The sequence below is a fragment of the Sulfurospirillum sp. E15m genome, from assembly GCF_059415145.1.
The window spans coordinates 117334-132841 of record NZ_JCAHZS010000009.1; the positions used below are offsets into that span (position 1 = coordinate 117334).

At 35.3% G+C, this 15508-nt stretch carries 18 protein-coding genes; 3 read left to right on the top strand and 15 right to left on the bottom strand.

The genetic code is table 11. From position 1 onward, the window contains the following. The 15 genes from AC5SLP_RS12245 to AC5SLP_RS12315 form a co-directional block, all read right to left on the bottom strand. The gene (locus AC5SLP_RS12245; RefSeq protein WP_495255442.1) at positions 1 to 507 is read right to left on the bottom strand and encodes a hypothetical protein; all 507 of its coding nucleotides are present in this window, start codon (positions 505 to 507) and stop codon (positions 1 to 3) included. Beyond that, the gene (locus AC5SLP_RS12250; RefSeq protein ID WP_495255443.1) at positions 504 to 1466 is read right to left on the bottom strand and encodes a hypothetical protein; all 963 of its coding nucleotides are present in this window, start codon (positions 1464 to 1466) and stop codon (positions 504 to 506) included. The genes AC5SLP_RS12245 and AC5SLP_RS12250 overlap by 4 nt, the downstream gene beginning before the upstream one ends. Next, complete coding sequence (locus AC5SLP_RS12255) at positions 1463 to 2131, bottom strand: ABC transporter ATP-binding protein (protein WP_495255444.1); 669 nt, start codon at positions 2129 to 2131, stop codon at positions 1463 to 1465. The genes AC5SLP_RS12250 and AC5SLP_RS12255 overlap by 4 nt, the downstream gene beginning before the upstream one ends. Beyond that, complete coding sequence (locus AC5SLP_RS12260; RefSeq protein WP_495255445.1) at positions 2128 to 3315, bottom strand: ABC transporter permease; 1188 nt, start codon at positions 3313 to 3315, stop codon at positions 2128 to 2130. Before AC5SLP_RS12260 ends, AC5SLP_RS12255 begins: the two co-directional genes overlap by 4 nt. Continuing rightward, the gene (locus tag AC5SLP_RS12265) at positions 3305 to 3622 is read right to left on the bottom strand and encodes a hypothetical protein (RefSeq protein WP_495255446.1); all 318 of its coding nucleotides are present in this window, start codon (positions 3620 to 3622) and stop codon (positions 3305 to 3307) included. Before AC5SLP_RS12265 ends, AC5SLP_RS12260 begins: the two co-directional genes overlap by 11 nt. Continuing rightward, a complete protein-coding gene (locus tag AC5SLP_RS12270; RefSeq protein WP_495255447.1) occupies positions 3622 to 4065 on the bottom strand; it encodes a nitrous oxide reductase accessory protein NosL in 444 nt (147 codons plus the stop codon). The genes AC5SLP_RS12265 and AC5SLP_RS12270 overlap by 1 nt, the downstream gene beginning before the upstream one ends. Beyond that, the gene (locus AC5SLP_RS12275) at positions 4052 to 4690 is read right to left on the bottom strand and encodes an ABC transporter ATP-binding protein (protein ID WP_495255448.1); all 639 of its coding nucleotides are present in this window, start codon (positions 4688 to 4690) and stop codon (positions 4052 to 4054) included. The genes AC5SLP_RS12270 and AC5SLP_RS12275 overlap by 14 nt, the downstream gene beginning before the upstream one ends. Further along, on the bottom strand, positions 4687 to 5595 hold the full coding sequence (locus tag AC5SLP_RS12280; RefSeq protein WP_495255449.1) for a NapH/MauN family ferredoxin-type protein: 909 nt from the start codon (positions 5593 to 5595) through the stop codon (positions 4687 to 4689). The genes AC5SLP_RS12275 and AC5SLP_RS12280 overlap by 4 nt, the downstream gene beginning before the upstream one ends. A 14-nt stretch (positions 5596 to 5609) precedes the next feature. Next, positions 5610 to 6095: a c-type cytochrome gene (locus AC5SLP_RS12285; protein ID WP_495255450.1), complete on the bottom strand. Its 486-nt coding sequence runs from the start codon at positions 6093 to 6095 to the stop codon at positions 5610 to 5612. Next, on the bottom strand, positions 6092 to 6685 hold the full coding sequence (locus AC5SLP_RS12290) for a c-type cytochrome (protein ID WP_495255451.1): 594 nt from the start codon (positions 6683 to 6685) through the stop codon (positions 6092 to 6094). Before AC5SLP_RS12290 ends, AC5SLP_RS12285 begins: the two co-directional genes overlap by 4 nt. Continuing rightward, positions 6682 to 7416, bottom strand: coding sequence for a 4Fe-4S dicluster domain-containing protein (locus AC5SLP_RS12295; RefSeq protein WP_495255452.1), 735 nt, complete (start codon positions 7414 to 7416; stop codon positions 6682 to 6684). The genes AC5SLP_RS12290 and AC5SLP_RS12295 overlap by 4 nt, the downstream gene beginning before the upstream one ends. 11 nt (positions 7417 to 7427) lie before the next feature. After that, positions 7428 to 8723 carry a nitrous oxide reductase family maturation protein NosD gene (locus tag AC5SLP_RS12300; protein ID WP_495255453.1) on the bottom strand — a complete coding sequence of 432 codons (1296 nt, stop codon included), beginning with the start codon at positions 8721 to 8723 and terminating at the stop codon, positions 7428 to 7430. Between the two features lie 4 nt (positions 8724 to 8727). Then, positions 8728 to 9513 (bottom strand): cytochrome C, encoded by a 786-nt coding sequence (locus AC5SLP_RS12305; protein WP_495255454.1) that lies wholly within the window; start codon positions 9511 to 9513, stop codon positions 8728 to 8730. Positions 9514 to 9654: 141 nt separating this feature from the next. After that, a complete protein-coding gene (gene nosZ, locus AC5SLP_RS12310) occupies positions 9655 to 12258 on the bottom strand; it encodes a Sec-dependent nitrous-oxide reductase (protein ID WP_495255455.1) in 2604 nt (867 codons plus the stop codon). 196 nt (positions 12259 to 12454) lie between these two features. Next, a complete protein-coding gene (locus tag AC5SLP_RS12315; RefSeq protein WP_495255456.1) occupies positions 12455 to 14101 on the bottom strand; it encodes an ATP-binding protein in 1647 nt (548 codons plus the stop codon). Between the two features lie 113 nt (positions 14102 to 14214). On the opposite strand from AC5SLP_RS12315, the gene AC5SLP_RS12320 reads away from it, so the two are divergent. The 3 genes from AC5SLP_RS12320 to AC5SLP_RS12330 form a co-directional block, all read left to right on the top strand. Further along, complete coding sequence (locus AC5SLP_RS12320) at positions 14215 to 14904, top strand: response regulator transcription factor (RefSeq protein ID WP_495255457.1); 690 nt, start codon at positions 14215 to 14217, stop codon at positions 14902 to 14904. A 106-nt stretch (positions 14905 to 15010) separates the two neighbouring features. Further along, on the top strand, positions 15011 to 15307 hold the full coding sequence (locus AC5SLP_RS12325; RefSeq protein WP_495255458.1) for a c-type cytochrome: 297 nt from the start codon (positions 15011 to 15013) through the stop codon (positions 15305 to 15307). Between the two features lie 97 nt (positions 15308 to 15404). Next, a partial coding sequence (locus tag AC5SLP_RS12330) for a twin-arginine translocation signal domain-containing protein (RefSeq protein WP_495254796.1) occupies positions 15405 to 15508 on the top strand: 104 nt, incomplete at its 3' end.

The window sequence follows — 15508 nt, forward strand, 5'->3', positions numbered from 1 at the left end:
TTAATTTCCTAGTAGTTTTTTTCGAATTTTAGGGTCACTCATGTTTTCACCTCTTAGCATACGAAGGCGCATTTCATCAAAATCAATATATCCTTCTTTAGGATGTTCATATGCCCCAAAGCCATAATGCATAGGAGTTTCATCAATAATTGAATACAAAGCTTTAAACGCATTAATATAACGGTTTGTATCATTACTGTACACCCACATGGTAATGGTTTGTGGTTCAATTTTATGATCTCTCATCCACAAAATAGCACACCCAATGTCATCGAAAAAATGTGTTTTAGAATCTTGTGTTATGATTTGTGCTGTATGTTTTTTACCCACAATGGACATGTGACATTCGGGACATTGAAGCGTGTTGTCTTTAAATTCTAATGGTGTTTTTGCACTATTTGAAACTTGTGTTGGTAATTGATGTTTTACATGTAAAAACCAAAAGAGACTACCAAGTGCAATGATAGGGAATAAAACCAATACCCAGATTAAAACCTTATTTTTCACAACCACACTCCATTACGTATAAAATAGACAATCGGATACGCCGAAACAATGAGCACATACAGGCTATTAAAGAGCAAAGATGCTTTGATAAATCGTGGTTGAGCCTTCTTGGTGAGCAGTGCTAAAATGCCACCACCCATGCCATAAAACGTTCCCACAAATAAAACCACATAAAGCACATACCCTACAAAATAATAATCTTTTTGTAAGAGACAAAAAGGACAGCGATGTGTGGGAAGCTCATAAATATAAGGGCTAAAAAAGACGATTAAAGCGATGATGGACAACATTAAAAAGATAAGATTTGCAAAAATCATCACCGGGATATTTCTAAACCAAGAAGCACCCACAATGATGCCAAAAAAAGTATAAAAAAGTCCAAGCCAAATGCGTTCATCTAGTATAAAAAGCAGTGAGATGTACGAAGTGCTTGCCGCAGAAAAGAGTGTACCGCAACAACTGACGATTTTGCTGATATTTAAGTTTGCAAAAAAAGAAATTTCCAGTGCTATTTCTGTAAATAAGGAGAATGAAAACAGTACAAACAGTGCAAATTTAAGCTTGGTAAAGGGAAGCCTTTCATCGCTAATATCTGCATAGTGGAGCAATAACCAAAAGCCAAATAGATAGAGATTTAAAAGTTTAAACAGTGTCAAGTACAGTCCAAAATCAACTGAATTGACCACGCCACTTGCACACATAGCCCCTGTGATGATATTAGAGAGTTTATCGCACGTGTAGATAAAAAAGAGAAAAAGTGGAAGTTTAAGCATAAAGATATATTTGATAATCGTCGAGACAAGAAAACTTTGTTTTGTGAGCGCATATTGTAAAGGAGTGGTTGCATGATAGTCCCATTTAAAGGCAATCTTGCATGCTATCACTAAAGCAATAACACCAAAAAAAAGAAAAATAGCATCGAGAATAAAAAGAGCAATAATTTCAGGTGTTAGGCTCATGCAACAATCTCACCATGTTTTATTTCAATAATACGGTCCACAAAAGGAAGGGTAAAAAAGAGTGGATCATGTGTTGCAATGAGTAAGGTAACTCCTCTTTGTTTGAGCATCTTAAGATGCGTTATCAGCTCATTTGAGAGGTTCTCATCAAGATTAGCTGTTGGCTCATCTGCCAAAATGACCGGTGGCTCATTGATAAGTGCTCGTGCAATCGCTACGCGTTGTTGTTCTCCTCCTGAGAGGCGATTTACACGCATATGCGTTTTATGGAGGATACCACATTGTTCCATCACCGTTTTAGCTTTACTTTCTAAAATAGCAAGAGGTAGATTTTCAGGAATTAAAGGTGCGATAATGTTTTCTTCTACACTTAAATAGGGGATTAAATGATATTTTTGAAAGATAAATCCGATATGCCTTCTGCGCATTGCTGCACTAAAATGCTCAGGTAATTTGGAAATTTCCTTGCCATTCATGCGTATTTCGCCACATTCAGGCTGTGCGAGTCCTGCGATTAAAGACAGAAGAGTACTCTTACCGCTACCACTTGCTCCTTTTAACACCACGCATTCTCCCGTTTTTACATGTAAAGAGATATGCTCAAGTGCATGGATAGTCTCACTCCCTTGTATAAAGCTCTTACTGACATCATGAAGCACAATCATCGCATCACCTCATCGGCATCTAAACTGGAAGCTCGCCAGGATGGAATCAGTGTTGCCGCGATATAAATGGGCACTGAAAGCAAAAAGAGCAGAACAAACATAGCATAATCCAAACTAAAAGGGAGCACAAATGGGGGTTTGAGCTCTGAATATCCCATAAAGACATTGCGTAAAAGAGGGGCGTGCAAACCGTAGAGGTAAAACAGTGAACATGCTATTCCCAATAAAAAAGCTCCCAACGCTATGATAAAACTCTCATAAAACTTCTCTTGTAAAATGTCATCTCCACTCCATCCGATTGCTTTTAATATACCAATTTCTTGTTTCTCTTCTGCACTGAGCCCGCTGGTTTTATCGTAGATAATGATAAAAAAGGCAAATGCACAAACACTGAAAAGGGAGAGGAAAAAACCGCTTTTATAATCAAAAATATTTTGATAACTCACTCGAATGTCATCTTGAGTAATGGCACGCATATCGGGAAAGCGCGTAGTGATTTTTTGTACAATAGTAGCAATTTCTTTAGGATTGGCCACTTTAACAATAATATCTGTGGCTTTATTCTTATCCATACCAAAAATAGTATATGCCAATTTTTTGGGAAGAATAATCAAGTCATTGGCTTCTAAAGAGAGATGAGAATGAAACACTCCCGCGATGGAGACTTTTTGCCATTTCCCTTCACTGGTCACAAAGTTAAAAAAATCGGTATAGTAGTTCTCTTCTAAGACTTTTTTTACACCCTCTCCGATAATCATTGATGGCTCTTTCTCAAGCGTTTTGACATTAAAATGCTGCGTAAGTTTAGAAAGTGTGGTTGAATATTGCTCTTCATAAACATCAATTCCCACAATTGAAAAATTGACACCGGCAGGTTTAAAATAGTAGTATCCCCAAATACGAGGCGTTACGGAGTGAATGCCTTCTATCCCTAAAAGCGTATCGACACGGTCAATAGAAACATCTGTTTGTTTGCCTGCTACAAAGCGTTGCAATGTAATTTGAGGTAGTGTTTTAAGTGTCGTATTGAGTTCTAATTTAATGGCATCTGCAATCATCAGAACTGAAGAGAGCAAAAAAATTAGCAAACTCAAGATAAAAAAAATAAAAAAGCTTTTCCCCTTGCGAAGATAGAGCGAGCGAATCGCATAATCTAAAAGTAGAAAATTAGGTTTAAAAGACACGTTCTATCCTTGAAGGATTTGAATGTGGCGCATAGTGATAGACAAAGGTTGAAGGGAAATACTCTAAGAGTTCAGGGGAGTCATTGAAATAGGAAAAAACATCGCTAAGGCTTCGATGACGCACATAGTGAGCTTCGTTCACCAAAGCCAAATCAGGAAGTCTTACCAATGCCACTAATTGTTCTTTACATGTAATCTTCTCAGTGCTTAACGCATGCGTGTAAGAAAAGTAAAATGCTTGTGCCATTATGATAATGCAAAGCGTTGGAAAAGTTATAAAAATGAGATAACGATTAGCTTTTATCATCATTTGCCTATTTTAAGTACTCTTTGTGTGACTTCATCAAAATCAATAATTTCTTGACCTTCAGGAATATTCTTTCTCTCTTCATGTGCTCCATAGCCATATGCCATAGGAGTGATGTTTTCGACATCGTAAAATGCTTTTCTCGCATCGATCCATTGACCAGTCTTTGCATCATTGACGAAAATAATGGCTGTATCTTTCCATGAAGTTTTATTCTCTTTAAACCATAAAATGGCGCATCCAATATCATCAAAAAAATAGTGTTTACCTGTTTGTGGATGAACCACTTGTGCTGAGAATTTCCTATCGCTTAGAACCATTTTGCATCGTTCACACATATCTCTATCCCAATGCACTTTTTTAGGACTTAAGTCTATTTTACTGTCACATCCAAGGATGAAGAGCGCTAAGAATAAAAGAGAAAAAAGGTTAAACTTTTTCATCAGTCAATACCTTCCCTAAGTCCATATAAATTTGTCGATTGACAAGTTCTTTCATCTCATCGAGCCGATGTGTAACAAATAATGCGGTTTTTGAACGCGTTTCATTTTTCAATAAACGATAAAAATTGTCCCTTGCTTTTGGGTCAAGATTGGCGGTGGGCTCATCGTAGATAATAATTTCACTTTGTCTCGCTAAACTAATAGCTATCAACATTTTTTGCTTCATACCTCCACTGAGTTTAAAAAATGATTTATTTAAATTAGGTTCAATATCAAGCTCCATTTCCTTCGCAAAATGAATAATCGCTTCTCTCTCGACGTTGGTGCTTTTGCAAGCATAACGCATAAGTTCCTCAAGGTTTAACTTAATCGGTGGTGGTAATTGAGGAACGAAACTAATGTTTTGTAAAACCTGAATTCTCTCTTTAAGAGGATTTAACCCATTCACCAAAACGGAACCGCTATTAGGATGATAATAGCCTAATATAAGCCTGATGAGCGTTGTCTTTCCTGCGCCATTAGGTCCCATTAATGCGATGCATTCATCTTTATTAAGGTTGAGTGTCAGATTATCCAACGAAAGGACATTGCCAAATTTTTTGCTGACGTTACGAATTTCTATCATATGAGAGACTTTAATCTAAAAGTATAATGTAATGCATCGGAATGGCACACATCAATACAACGTCCGCACAGTGTACAATCGCCACTGGCAACAATTTCTTTTTTTATGCCTAATTCCTCGCGTTGTTTGTCATACTTTGATTTGGTGATTTCTAAGACCTGATTTTCAAAACACACATCATGACAGACCATACAATGGTCACAATTATCATTCCATTCTACTCTTGAAGCACTCACGGTGCCAATGAATCCATAGGTCGTTCCAATAGGGCAAATATACTTGCACCATGCACGTCTAGCAAAAAAAACTTCAATAAGAAAAACAGTCAAAACCCATGCAAGCGCAACACTCCATCCATAAGCGATGAATCGGCTTAAAATTCCTACAACGTTAATAAGTTCAAAGACTAAATATCCACTTGTGAAAGCAAGAATGAGAAAAATTCCCCAGAATATATACTTGATGCGATAATCAAAAACTCTCTCTTTTATAATCTTTTTTTGTACTAAAGAGCTGTGCAATTTTTCTCCGATTTCGCTCAACAAACCATAAGGGCAAACCCATGAACAATACGTTCTTCCCCCTATCAGTAAATAAACTACCAAAATCGTTGTCGTTCCAATAATCATATTAATGGGTATATGGTATGTTGCCACAAACATTTCGAGCGTTGTGAAAACATCAATAAGGTGAAACCCTAGAAATCGTGATCCATTCAATGTGCCTTCAAGTATTTGTATGTCAATTTTGAAGGACAAAAAGAATAAAAGATGAATACTAATGATAACAAGCCATCGTATGGCACGTATGCTTAATCTTTTTTTCCCATCTTTTGATTCATCAATAAATGTGGAAAAAAAGGATGTTTTGGCAATCGTTTTTCGTTCTTCGTATTTACTGCTCACAAGATATCCTTTACTTATTTCAATGCTTCTGCTCTAGCCTTAAACTCGCCAATTTCTTGTGAGAGTTCTTTAAAATCCGCTTCATTAAGATTTATAATGGCATTTTTCATGATAGGGTTATCGCGCTTGCCACTTTTAAAGTCATTCAATTTAGCGTAGATTTGTTCGGCACTTTGTCCAAACAGAGGAAGTCCAACAGCTCCTTCTCCTGTGACACCATGGCATGAAGCACATTTCTTTTTATAATTGTCACTGACTTTAAACGCGGCTGCATTGCCTGCTTTGTCTTTTAAGGATTTAATTTTTTCAGCTTCAATATCTCTATCACTTTTTTCTTTCATCGGTTGAGCATTTTGCTGCGATGCTGTCTGTTGTGTTTTTGATACATTTTCTATGATTTTTGCTGCTTGTCCGCCTTGGAATGCAGTACCTTGATTTATTGTATAAACCATACTTCCAAGAATCACTAATGTGATTATTCCTACAATAATATTTTTCATTTTTGTCTCTCTTTTAATTTTTTGACTTCCTGGTTAAAAGTATAAATTTCATCTGCTAATGCTTTAATCTCTTTATCGTCCATCTGTGAAACCAGCTCTTTCATGAGTACATTCTTTTTCTCGCCAGTTTTATACTGAGCAATTGTTTTGAAAATATAGTTGCTGTCTTTGCTAAGCAGAGATGGACCAATGATACCATTGGCATAATGGTTGTGGCACGCTGAACATTTAACGATAAAATTTTTACTTAATTGACTGACTAACATGCTTACTTCGACATGTTCATAAGGGCTTCGAATTTTAAGTGCGGCTCCAAGAGGTGTATAATTCTTTTCATCTTCTGATGGTTCGTTTGCTTGCCCTTTTGTTTCTTGATGATAATCGTAGTAAAAGTCTTTGCTTTCGTTGCTATCATCTTTCTTAACTTGAACTTTTTGCTCTTTAAAATTGTCATTCTCGACCACTTCAATTTTGCCTATTTGTTGCGATACATTGGTATCGGTTTTTTGAAGTGTTTTTTCATCTTTTTTATCCGAGCAAGCATTAAATACCAGTGCAATAAATAGACAAAGAATAAAATATTTTTTCATATTTGTTCCTTCTTGTAGTATGTGTTGTACGTTTCTCGTGGCTTGATAACGATGGAAGGAGAAGAAGCAGGGCAAAGTTCTTCACATACGCCACATCCCACACACCCTTGATTAATTTTTGGTTTTTTAATGCCATCCTCTGTCACTATCATTTCTATCGCATTGATAGGGTTTGGAAGGGGACACATATCGGCACAAATGGTACAGTTTTTGCCTTCATATGCAGAGAGTTTTTTTAGGACGTCCTCTTCCAATTTTCGTGTATGTGGATGACTGTATATGCGTGCTATTTGGTTTTTAGGAACAATGGTTCTGGTGATTGCAAGGCATGTTTGAGGAAATTCCAATACTGCAATACCCATTTTAACTTCTTCTGGTTTTTCTGTGTGATGATCAAGTGCTCCTGTTGGACAGGCTAAAACGCAAGGAAGGAGACCGCAAAGGTAGCATCCTCTCTCTCTTGCCTCAATGTAAGGTGTTCCCATACCATAGCCTTTTGCAAAATCGGCTAGTTTGATAGAGTGGTATGGGCATACTTGTAAGCATTGCCCACATTTAATGCAAAGAGATAAAAAATGATCTTCTTCTACTGCACCAGGAGGACGTAAATGTGTTTCTCTCGCTTTAAGATAAGGAGCGCCCATGACTCCTGCGCCGAGAACTAATCCTAGAATACCCAGTGTGGAGTATTGGATAAATTCTCTTCTTTCTTGTTTTACATGTAATGCCATTTTTTCTCCAATTAATGTGTAAACTTTGGTTTTTTGTCTTCTAGTAAGAAAATTGGTTCTGAAAAAGGAGCCAATTTAGACAAAAAATTGAGTAAAGTCATAACGGGGGAACCGTAAAAAAACTTTACAGATGGGTTGTAAGCCCATAATTTATCAGCATACTGATAAACACGATAAGGGTTATCCCCATAACCATCCATATTTGTATCAAAGCCTTCATAGTTATCCCAATAGTTTTGTGTAAATTCATTTTTAAAATTATCAACACTACGTGAGTCATTGACAACATCTTCAATATTCCCTTTGACAACATTGTTCTCAAAGATTCCATTTTCGCAAAGAGAATGGAAATGCAATGCTTCTGAATTGAATAAAAATTGATTATTTCTTATCCAAAGATGGGAACCTGGTTCGAATGGGGACCTATCAATATACATTCCTTGTGCATTGTAAACAATCGTATTGTTTTCAATAGTAAAATTAGAAGAATCTTTCAATCCTATGCCAATGCCGGTTGCTCCAAGTGCGCTTTTGATGGTATTCCCCGTTGCAATCGTGTCATTGGAGTACATGAAAAAAATACCAACAGAATTGTATTGATAGACATTGTTATGAACGTAATTTTTACCTGCGTACATAAAATGGAGTGAATACCTTCCATACTCGCCAAGATTTTCTTCAATAGTATTGCCATGAGAGTACCAAACTACCATGTCTCGTGAACGATAAAGATGGTTTTTCCTGATAATATTATCATTGCTATACCATAGACGTATTCCATCACCGCGTAATCCAAGTTCATAATTTTTTGATGTAATATAATTGTTTTGAATCAAAGAATTATTGACTATCTCCATATTAATACCTAAAAGAGAATTCAAAATTTTGCAATGGCTGACTTCATTTTGAACCAGAGCACCTGTTTTAGCATCGCCTTCCATATTGATGGCCGCGTCTAGTATGTCAGACCTCTCGCCACTATTTTGAATTACCAAATTTTTCAATGTTACATAGGAACTTTTGATGGTGATGACACTGCCTGCTTCCATGCCATCTATCACAACACCTTCTTCTACCCCAACAATACTTATAGGTTTCGTGATGACAATATTGCCTTTGTATACACCTGCTTTAAGTTTAATGATGGAGCCTTCTTTAGCTGTATCAATAACATCTTGAATAGGGTTCCTATGTGTTTCTTTAATAGGCCCTTTATAGGCGACAACCTCTTCTTGTGTATCGTACTTAAATTCACTTTTTGCAAAGAGAAATAACAGTGTTAAAATACAAAGAAGAAGGTATTTCATAAGCTTATTTAACCTCAAGTTCTTTCATTGCTTTGTTGTACGATAAAATGGCAAGTAACGAAAATATACCAATGAGTGCTAGAGAATAAAAACCAATGGTTGGATAAGAGTGTGTTGTAAACTGCGCCACTTTACCATCTCCAAAGACCGTAGGCATAAAAGGTTTTATTTTAAACGCACCCCAATCATGGAGGTTATGTCCAAACCAATAAAGCCAATAAGAGTAATCCGCAATGAACAGTAAAGGTAAAGATGTGGGGATAAGCATAAAATAACTCAATAATTTGCGATTGTATGCAATAAAATACACCATAATTAAACTCAAAAACAATAATGCATAAATACCTATTTCTCGCTCAAGAATACCACCTCTCCACATAGGATCCATTCCAATATAGTGGTTAATTGTGTTCATCTCATGAACTTCCCCACTAAATCCATCGAAATGAAAAAAGACAGGAATGCCTTCAGGAAATGCCTCTTTAGGATAGTTTGGGGCTTCAAGTGAACAAGACCAAATTGGTAATGAAGCCACTCCAATTTCAGATGAAGTACTGATCATCTTGTCTAAATTATTGTGTGCTTCTTTAGGCGTACTTGTACTCTTATAACGGCCTTGATTGTATAGATTCCACACTATCTTTTGAAACGATGAAATTTCTTCTTTTTTCCCCGTGTCTATTTTGTTGAGCACTCCATGAAAACTTATCATTGGAAAAGTAAATGATAGTGTCATAATGACCAATGCAATACCTGCAAATATCTTTGATTTGATTAAACTTTGATTCATTGTTTCTCCTTAAGTATCCTTGTCTAAAAATTAAAACTGAATTTTTAGGCAAGAATAGTCTATCTTGAATTTTTATCTTTATCATTGACACATATCAACCCACAAAGATTCACTCTTTGTGGGTTTTTGTGCTATGAAAGGTTAAAATAAATTGGCGTTACTATCTACCCATTTGAGGTATTCAATAATGCTTTTTACTTCATGATCTTTCATGTTTTGATTAGGCATTCTTAAGTTAAAATAGTCAATCATGGCTTTGACATAAGGGTCATCAAATTTTTCTTTAGGATTTTTAATAAAATCAGCTACCCATTTTTCACCATTTTCATGACGACCTAATACACCCGTAAGATCTGGACCTGAACTTACTTTACCAATAACGTGACATCCCGAACAACCACCTTCATTAAAGGCAGTTTCTCCTTTTGCAGCTTCTGGAGACTGTTTGGTCGCAACATACTTCACAAGTAAGTCTTTGGCACGAATTCCAACATCCGCTGTTTTAACCATGTATTGCCAGATCATATTTTCAAATAAGACGGCTTTTTCAAAATCGCCTGCTTTGATGGCTGCGTCTGAGAGCTTTTTCTGCTCAGGGATTTTGCCATATTGATCAAGCGCATCGGTTACTAAGTTTTTAACAACGTCGTGTTTTTCATAATGGTTCTCTTTGAGGAACTTCACAACGCTTTGGATAACATCATCGGTTGCTTTATTTACCGCAACAGTTTTGTCATATTCTGCTTTGAGTTGTTCTTTACTCATTGTTGCCATTTTCAATTTTTGAACGCTCTCGTACTTTTTATTAGGGTCCTTAACCATGAGGTAACCCATCATCTCTAAGTGGAGTGCAGAACAAAATTCTGTACAGTAATATGGAAATACACCTTCTAAATCAGCTTTAAACTTGACAGTGGCTACTTTACCTGGTTCTACTGATGCATGAACGTTATAGTTATCTACTGTAAAACCATGTGTTTCATCTTCTGCTCGCTCAAGATTCGTCATATAGATAGTGACATTGTCTCCTTTATTGACAGTAATATGCTCAGGATTGATATGGGATCTTACAAGTGTTGCATAGACCTTTACATCATTTCCTTTGCGCTCTATTCGTTCTTGACCTGCAAGTGTTTTACCTTCACTGATTTGCTCTGTACGAGAGTTTGTACCCATTTCGTAACGTACTTTTGGATTGAGCTTACTGATACGAATTGCTACGGCATCATGAGGCTCTCCCAATGGTATAGGCATATCAACAAGCATATCCATTTTGTTACCATGAATATCAATTAATTGATGATTTTGTGGATGTAATGGACCAACATTTGCAAAACGATCAATAGAAAGTTTATTTAACGCAATAATATACTCACCTTGTGGATCACATGTGTTGCTTTCCATTCCGCAAAGGTGGCCAATATTGTAGTGAACATTCACTCTATCAATAACTTTCAATGTTTTGAAATTCCATTTTACAACTTGACTATCAACATATAATGAAGTATAGATTTCTCCATCCACTGGTGAGTACTGGTTATGCAATGGTCCTAGGCCCAACTCTACTTGCCCATGTAAAGCTTTTTTCATATCAAGAATAGGAATACCATAAGGATCTTTTCCCGCATAATCTTTGTTTTTGATTAATGCTTGAATTTTTGAGAAACTGTAAACAGATGCGTGTGTATCTAGCTTTCCGCATACAACAATGTATTCACCTGTAGGATCAACATCAACACCGTGTGGAGATTTTGGCTCAGGAATGAGGAACAGTGCATCATTTTTAACCGCAATCTCTATTGGAACGACTCTATGGTTATTCACAATTTTGACATTTTTAGGATCTTTTGCAAGTTCAGCAAGTTTCTGCCAATTATAGACATGAAGATAATCGGTATCATTTCTACTCATACCTGCTTCATTAGGTGGCATACCAACTTCAATTCCACCTGTGTACATTTCTGAGTTAAATGAATTGGTAAATCCCCATCCATGACTGACTTTTTTGCCAGCGTCACTTAAGTCTTGCATATAAGGAGGTAATTCAATGGTAAAAGAATCTTTTTCTTGAATTCTTCCTTTTGTAGGATCAAATTTCCACATAGTTACACCACCACGATAGACTTCTTTGTAGTCTTCTATTGGGTGATAGTTATTGTCATATGGAGCAGCATATTGTGCCGCTTCAATGATGTATTCTGAATTTTGAGTAAAGAAAGAGCCACCATGTTCGGACTTAAAGACAGGGTTTACAACAATTTGCTTTGTCTCAAAATCACTTAAATCAATAACCGCAATTCTTGGATTTGCTTTATCATTGATTACAAGCCATTTACCGTCAGCATTACCATTAGTCTCAGATAAGGCAGGATGGTGTGTATCACCCCAGTTAATCTCTTTACCTCTTATATTTCCTTCTCGTAAGACTTTTTTACTTTCTTCATCAAAGCCATATCCCTGCCATGGCTCTGGCGTAAATACACCGATGTATTTGAGTAAGCGCATGGATGGTACACCATAAACCATGACTTGCCCAGATTGTCCACCAGAGCTAAATACCATGTACTTATCATGTACGCCCGTTGGATTATAGGTCTTAGCAGCACGAACAACGTCTGCTTCACTGAGACCCCTTTCTTTCATCACTTTATCTAAAGTACCATCTCCACTTGCAGCAATAGATGCTGTTGTGAGTAAAGTACTAGAGAGTACCAATGACGAAAGCAGCTTAAAACCTCTTTCCATATTTCCTCCTTTAAAAATATAAGATTATGCTAAATAATTTTCGTAAAAATGGTATGGCCAGTATCATTTGATACTTTATTATTTAACATTAATTTAACACTTTAAGTTGACTATGGAATTCTATAATAGAGTCAGTTTCTTTTGAGTCGCTAAAATTTTTTAAGTTAAAATTTTATGAAAGAAAGAAAATATATTTTTACAGATTATCGCAGCAAGAAGGCAGAAATAGGCTAAATTGAGCACCATTAGCCTTATTTTTAGCATTGATTATTCCATGAAATTGATTTTCTATAATTAATTTTGACATGTAAAGCCCAATGCCAGTTGATAATTTATTTTTATTACTATGAAAAGGTTTAAAAATATCATTGATTAAAGCTGTCTGAATTCCACCCGCATTATCGGTAATTTTGAGAACAACAAATTTATCAGAATCTTCAAGTGTAATTTGAATAAAAGGATCTTTAATCGCAGAAGTTTTGAAAATATCAATCGCATTTTGAATGATGGATAAAATCACTTGTGAAAGGCTATTGGAATTTCCAAATATATTCATTTTAGAGTCGATGTTTTGAATGAGCTTGATTTGATAGTGTTTTAAAGAAGATTCAAGAAGTACAAGTGTTTGTTTAATAGAGAGAATAGGACTGAAAATAGTATTATCAACATGTTTGTAAAAATTTTCAAAATTTGTGATAGTCTCCGACATGAATTGAATGATCTCTTCATTTTTGGCAGTTTCTTCTATCAATTCTGGATCGGTAATTTTTTTTCTAATATACATACAGTTAAAATTAAGTTGAGCAAGAGGTTGCCTCCATTGATGAGCTATAATGGCAATCATTTCACCTAGTGCTGCAAATTTAGCTTGCTGCATCATAATTTTGTCTTTCAGTATCTCTTTGGAAATATCTTGCATACTGATAATGAGCATATCTTTTGTTTCGCCACTAATACCAAATGAAATTCTAATAGGAAATATTTGGCCCTTCTTATTAATAGCTTTAATTTCACGTACTTCTTCTTTGTTTTCAATCTCTAAAATGGTTTTAAAGTTTAAAGAACCTTCTTGGTTAATGGGTAAAGATTCTTTAGAGATGACTTTTGGAAAGAAAGGTTCTCCTATCATTTCTTGTTTTGAATACCCAAATATTGTTTCTGACATGTGATTATACGTCTGAACTTTTAAATTTGAATCCAGTGTAACAATAGCATTGGTATTGGATTCAATAATCGTATTGGCATAATCATGTTGTCTAATAATTTCTTTAGTGACTTCCGAAATTTTTCTATTAGCTGGTCGAAAGATAAAGATTGCTTCGAAGAAAAGTGTCACAAGAGTAAAGATAAAAATAAAAAACTCAACATTTTTTAATAGAATCGTATTGGACTCTGTTGTTGCAACATAGATGGACGTTGCTAAGTCTAAATTTTCTAAAAGTTTTTGTGAATTTTGCAGAATATAGGTTAAACTTCTTCCATCTCTATTTTCTTCAAAACGCTTTGCATGATACAAATACGTTCGAACATTTTCATCCAGCATATAAGGTTTTTCAAAATAAATTTTTTTCAACTCCTTTGACATAGGAAACGAAATTAATAAATTGTGTGAATCTTCCATAAGAGCTATATTTGTTCGTAAATTTTCTGTTTTATAATAGATAGCATATAAGGCAATTTGTTGAGAAAGCATACCTTGTTTACTGCTAAGATTGATTATTTTTCCATCATTTGATTGACTGCTAATAAGATGATTTAAATTGTAATAAGCCAGTATGGAAAGGAATGCTATGATTGAAAGTGCAGTAACATAGCGTCTAGTAAAGCTGATAGTTTCGATCATTTTAACGTCCCTTGAATATTCTGATACTAAGAGGTATCGAAAGAATTATAGCTATCTTTTAGATAAAATAGTGTTACAATTCATTTAAGGTACATTACAGTTGGAGGGTTGATTTGCTAGATAAATATGATTTTGTTTTAAAAAATAGTTCATTATTGCTCGCAGAAGACGAAAAAAATCTGAGAGATAGCTTTGCAAAAGTATTGTTGTTATATGTAGAAAAAGTATTCACAGCCTCTGATGGAGAAGAGGCTTTAAATCTTTATAATTTGCATCATCCTGATATTGTGATTACCGATGTAAAAATGCCAAAGATTAATGGACTAGATTTAATTAAAGAAATTAGAAAAGACAATCATACAATCCCTATCATTGTGACAAGTGCCTATACCGATAAAGATTTTTTGCTTGAATCTATCAAACTTTCATTGGTGGATTATGTGGTTAAACCTATCAAAGAAGGTGATTTGACAAGGCTGCTAGAACAAAGTGCAGCTATTTTATTAGAAAAAGCAAAAACTGTTATAAAAATCAATCCTTCTGATTCCTATGATTATAATAATAAAATTTTCTTACAAGACAATATCCCTATTGCCTTAACACAAAAAGAAGTTGAATTAATAGAAATATTGCTAGCACATAAAGGAAATTTGGTGACAAGACAAATTTTAGAAGACAAGCTTTATATCTATGAAGAAGCGCCTCCCTCGGCACTTAAAAACCTTGTTTTTAAATTGCGTAAAAAAATAGGAAATGATGTCATCAAAACAATTGGTAATTTAGGATACGCTATTAAAGACTAATAAAATTGATTTTAATGAAGCGACTAAAAAGAAACTGACTCTATTATAAAATGTCACTCTATTATTAGAAATAGATTAAAATAATAATGAATGGAGGGACTTAAGAATGAAAAAAATAGCGTGTATACTCATATCCGTTGCTGCTGTATCTTTAATGGCCGCAGATGGGGAAGCGATTTATAAAAGTAAATGCTTTTCATGTCATGGAGATAAAGCATCAAAATCTGCATTAAACAAATCACAAATTATTGCTGGCTGGGATGCTACAAAGATTATAGCTTCAATCAACGGTTATAAAAATGGAGAAGGTGGGCCTATGAAAGGTGTCATGAAGCCTATAGCAAGTGGCTTAAGTGAAGATGATTTAAAAGCTGTGGCAACCACAATAGCTTCTTATAAATAAAGAGTGTGGTGATGATAGTATCACCACATTTTCTGCGATTTTAAATTTCTAGTATTTATTACTCTCAATATTTCAAACTACACGAAAGGAACAAAGAATGGCTGTTGAACAAAGCAGAAGAGACTTTATAGGCATGGCATTCGGCGGTTTTGCAGCGGCAGGAGGGGTAATAGCCCTTGGCGCTATGAAAAAGACTTGGGA

Excerpts from the sequence above, each read along its gene's own strand:
- AC5SLP_RS12265 (WP_495255446.1), bottom strand. The coding sequence starts at position 3,622 with ATGATAAAAGCTAATCGTTATCTCATTTTTATAACTTTTCCAACGCTT.
- AC5SLP_RS12250 (WP_495255443.1), bottom strand. The coding sequence starts at position 1,466 with ATGAGCCTAACACCTGAAATTATTGCTCTTTTTATTCTCGATGCTATT.
- AC5SLP_RS12290 (WP_495255451.1), bottom strand. The coding sequence starts at position 6,685 with ATGAAAAAATATTTTATTCTTTGTCTATTTATTGCACTGGTATTTAAT.
- AC5SLP_RS12305 (WP_495255454.1), bottom strand. The coding sequence starts at position 9,513 with ATGAATCAAAGTTTAATCAAATCAAAGATATTTGCAGGTATTGCATTG.
- AC5SLP_RS12255 (WP_495255444.1), bottom strand. The coding sequence starts at position 2,131 with ATGATTGTGCTTCATGATGTCAGTAAGAGCTTTATACAAGGGAGTGAG.
- AC5SLP_RS12325 (WP_495255458.1), top strand. The coding sequence starts at position 15,011 with ATGAAAAAAATAGCGTGTATACTCATATCCGTTGCTGCTGTATCTTTA.
- nosZ (WP_495255455.1), bottom strand. The coding sequence starts at position 12,258 with ATGGAAAGAGGTTTTAAGCTGCTTTCGTCATTGGTACTCTCTAGTACT.
- AC5SLP_RS12295 (WP_495255452.1), bottom strand. The coding sequence starts at position 7,416 with ATGGCATTACATGTAAAACAAGAAAGAAGAGAATTTATCCAATACTCC.
- AC5SLP_RS12285 (WP_495255450.1), bottom strand. The coding sequence starts at position 6,095 with ATGAAAAATATTATTGTAGGAATAATCACATTAGTGATTCTTGGAAGT.
- AC5SLP_RS12315 (WP_495255456.1), bottom strand. The coding sequence starts at position 14,101 with ATGATCGAAACTATCAGCTTTACTAGACGCTATGTTACTGCACTTTCA.
- AC5SLP_RS12270 (WP_495255447.1), bottom strand. The coding sequence starts at position 4,065 with ATGAAAAAGTTTAACCTTTTTTCTCTTTTATTCTTAGCGCTCTTCATC.
- AC5SLP_RS12275 (WP_495255448.1), bottom strand. The coding sequence starts at position 4,690 with ATGATAGAAATTCGTAACGTCAGCAAAAAATTTGGCAATGTCCTTTCG.
- AC5SLP_RS12300 (WP_495255453.1), bottom strand. The coding sequence starts at position 8,723 with ATGAAATACCTTCTTCTTTGTATTTTAACACTGTTATTTCTCTTTGCA.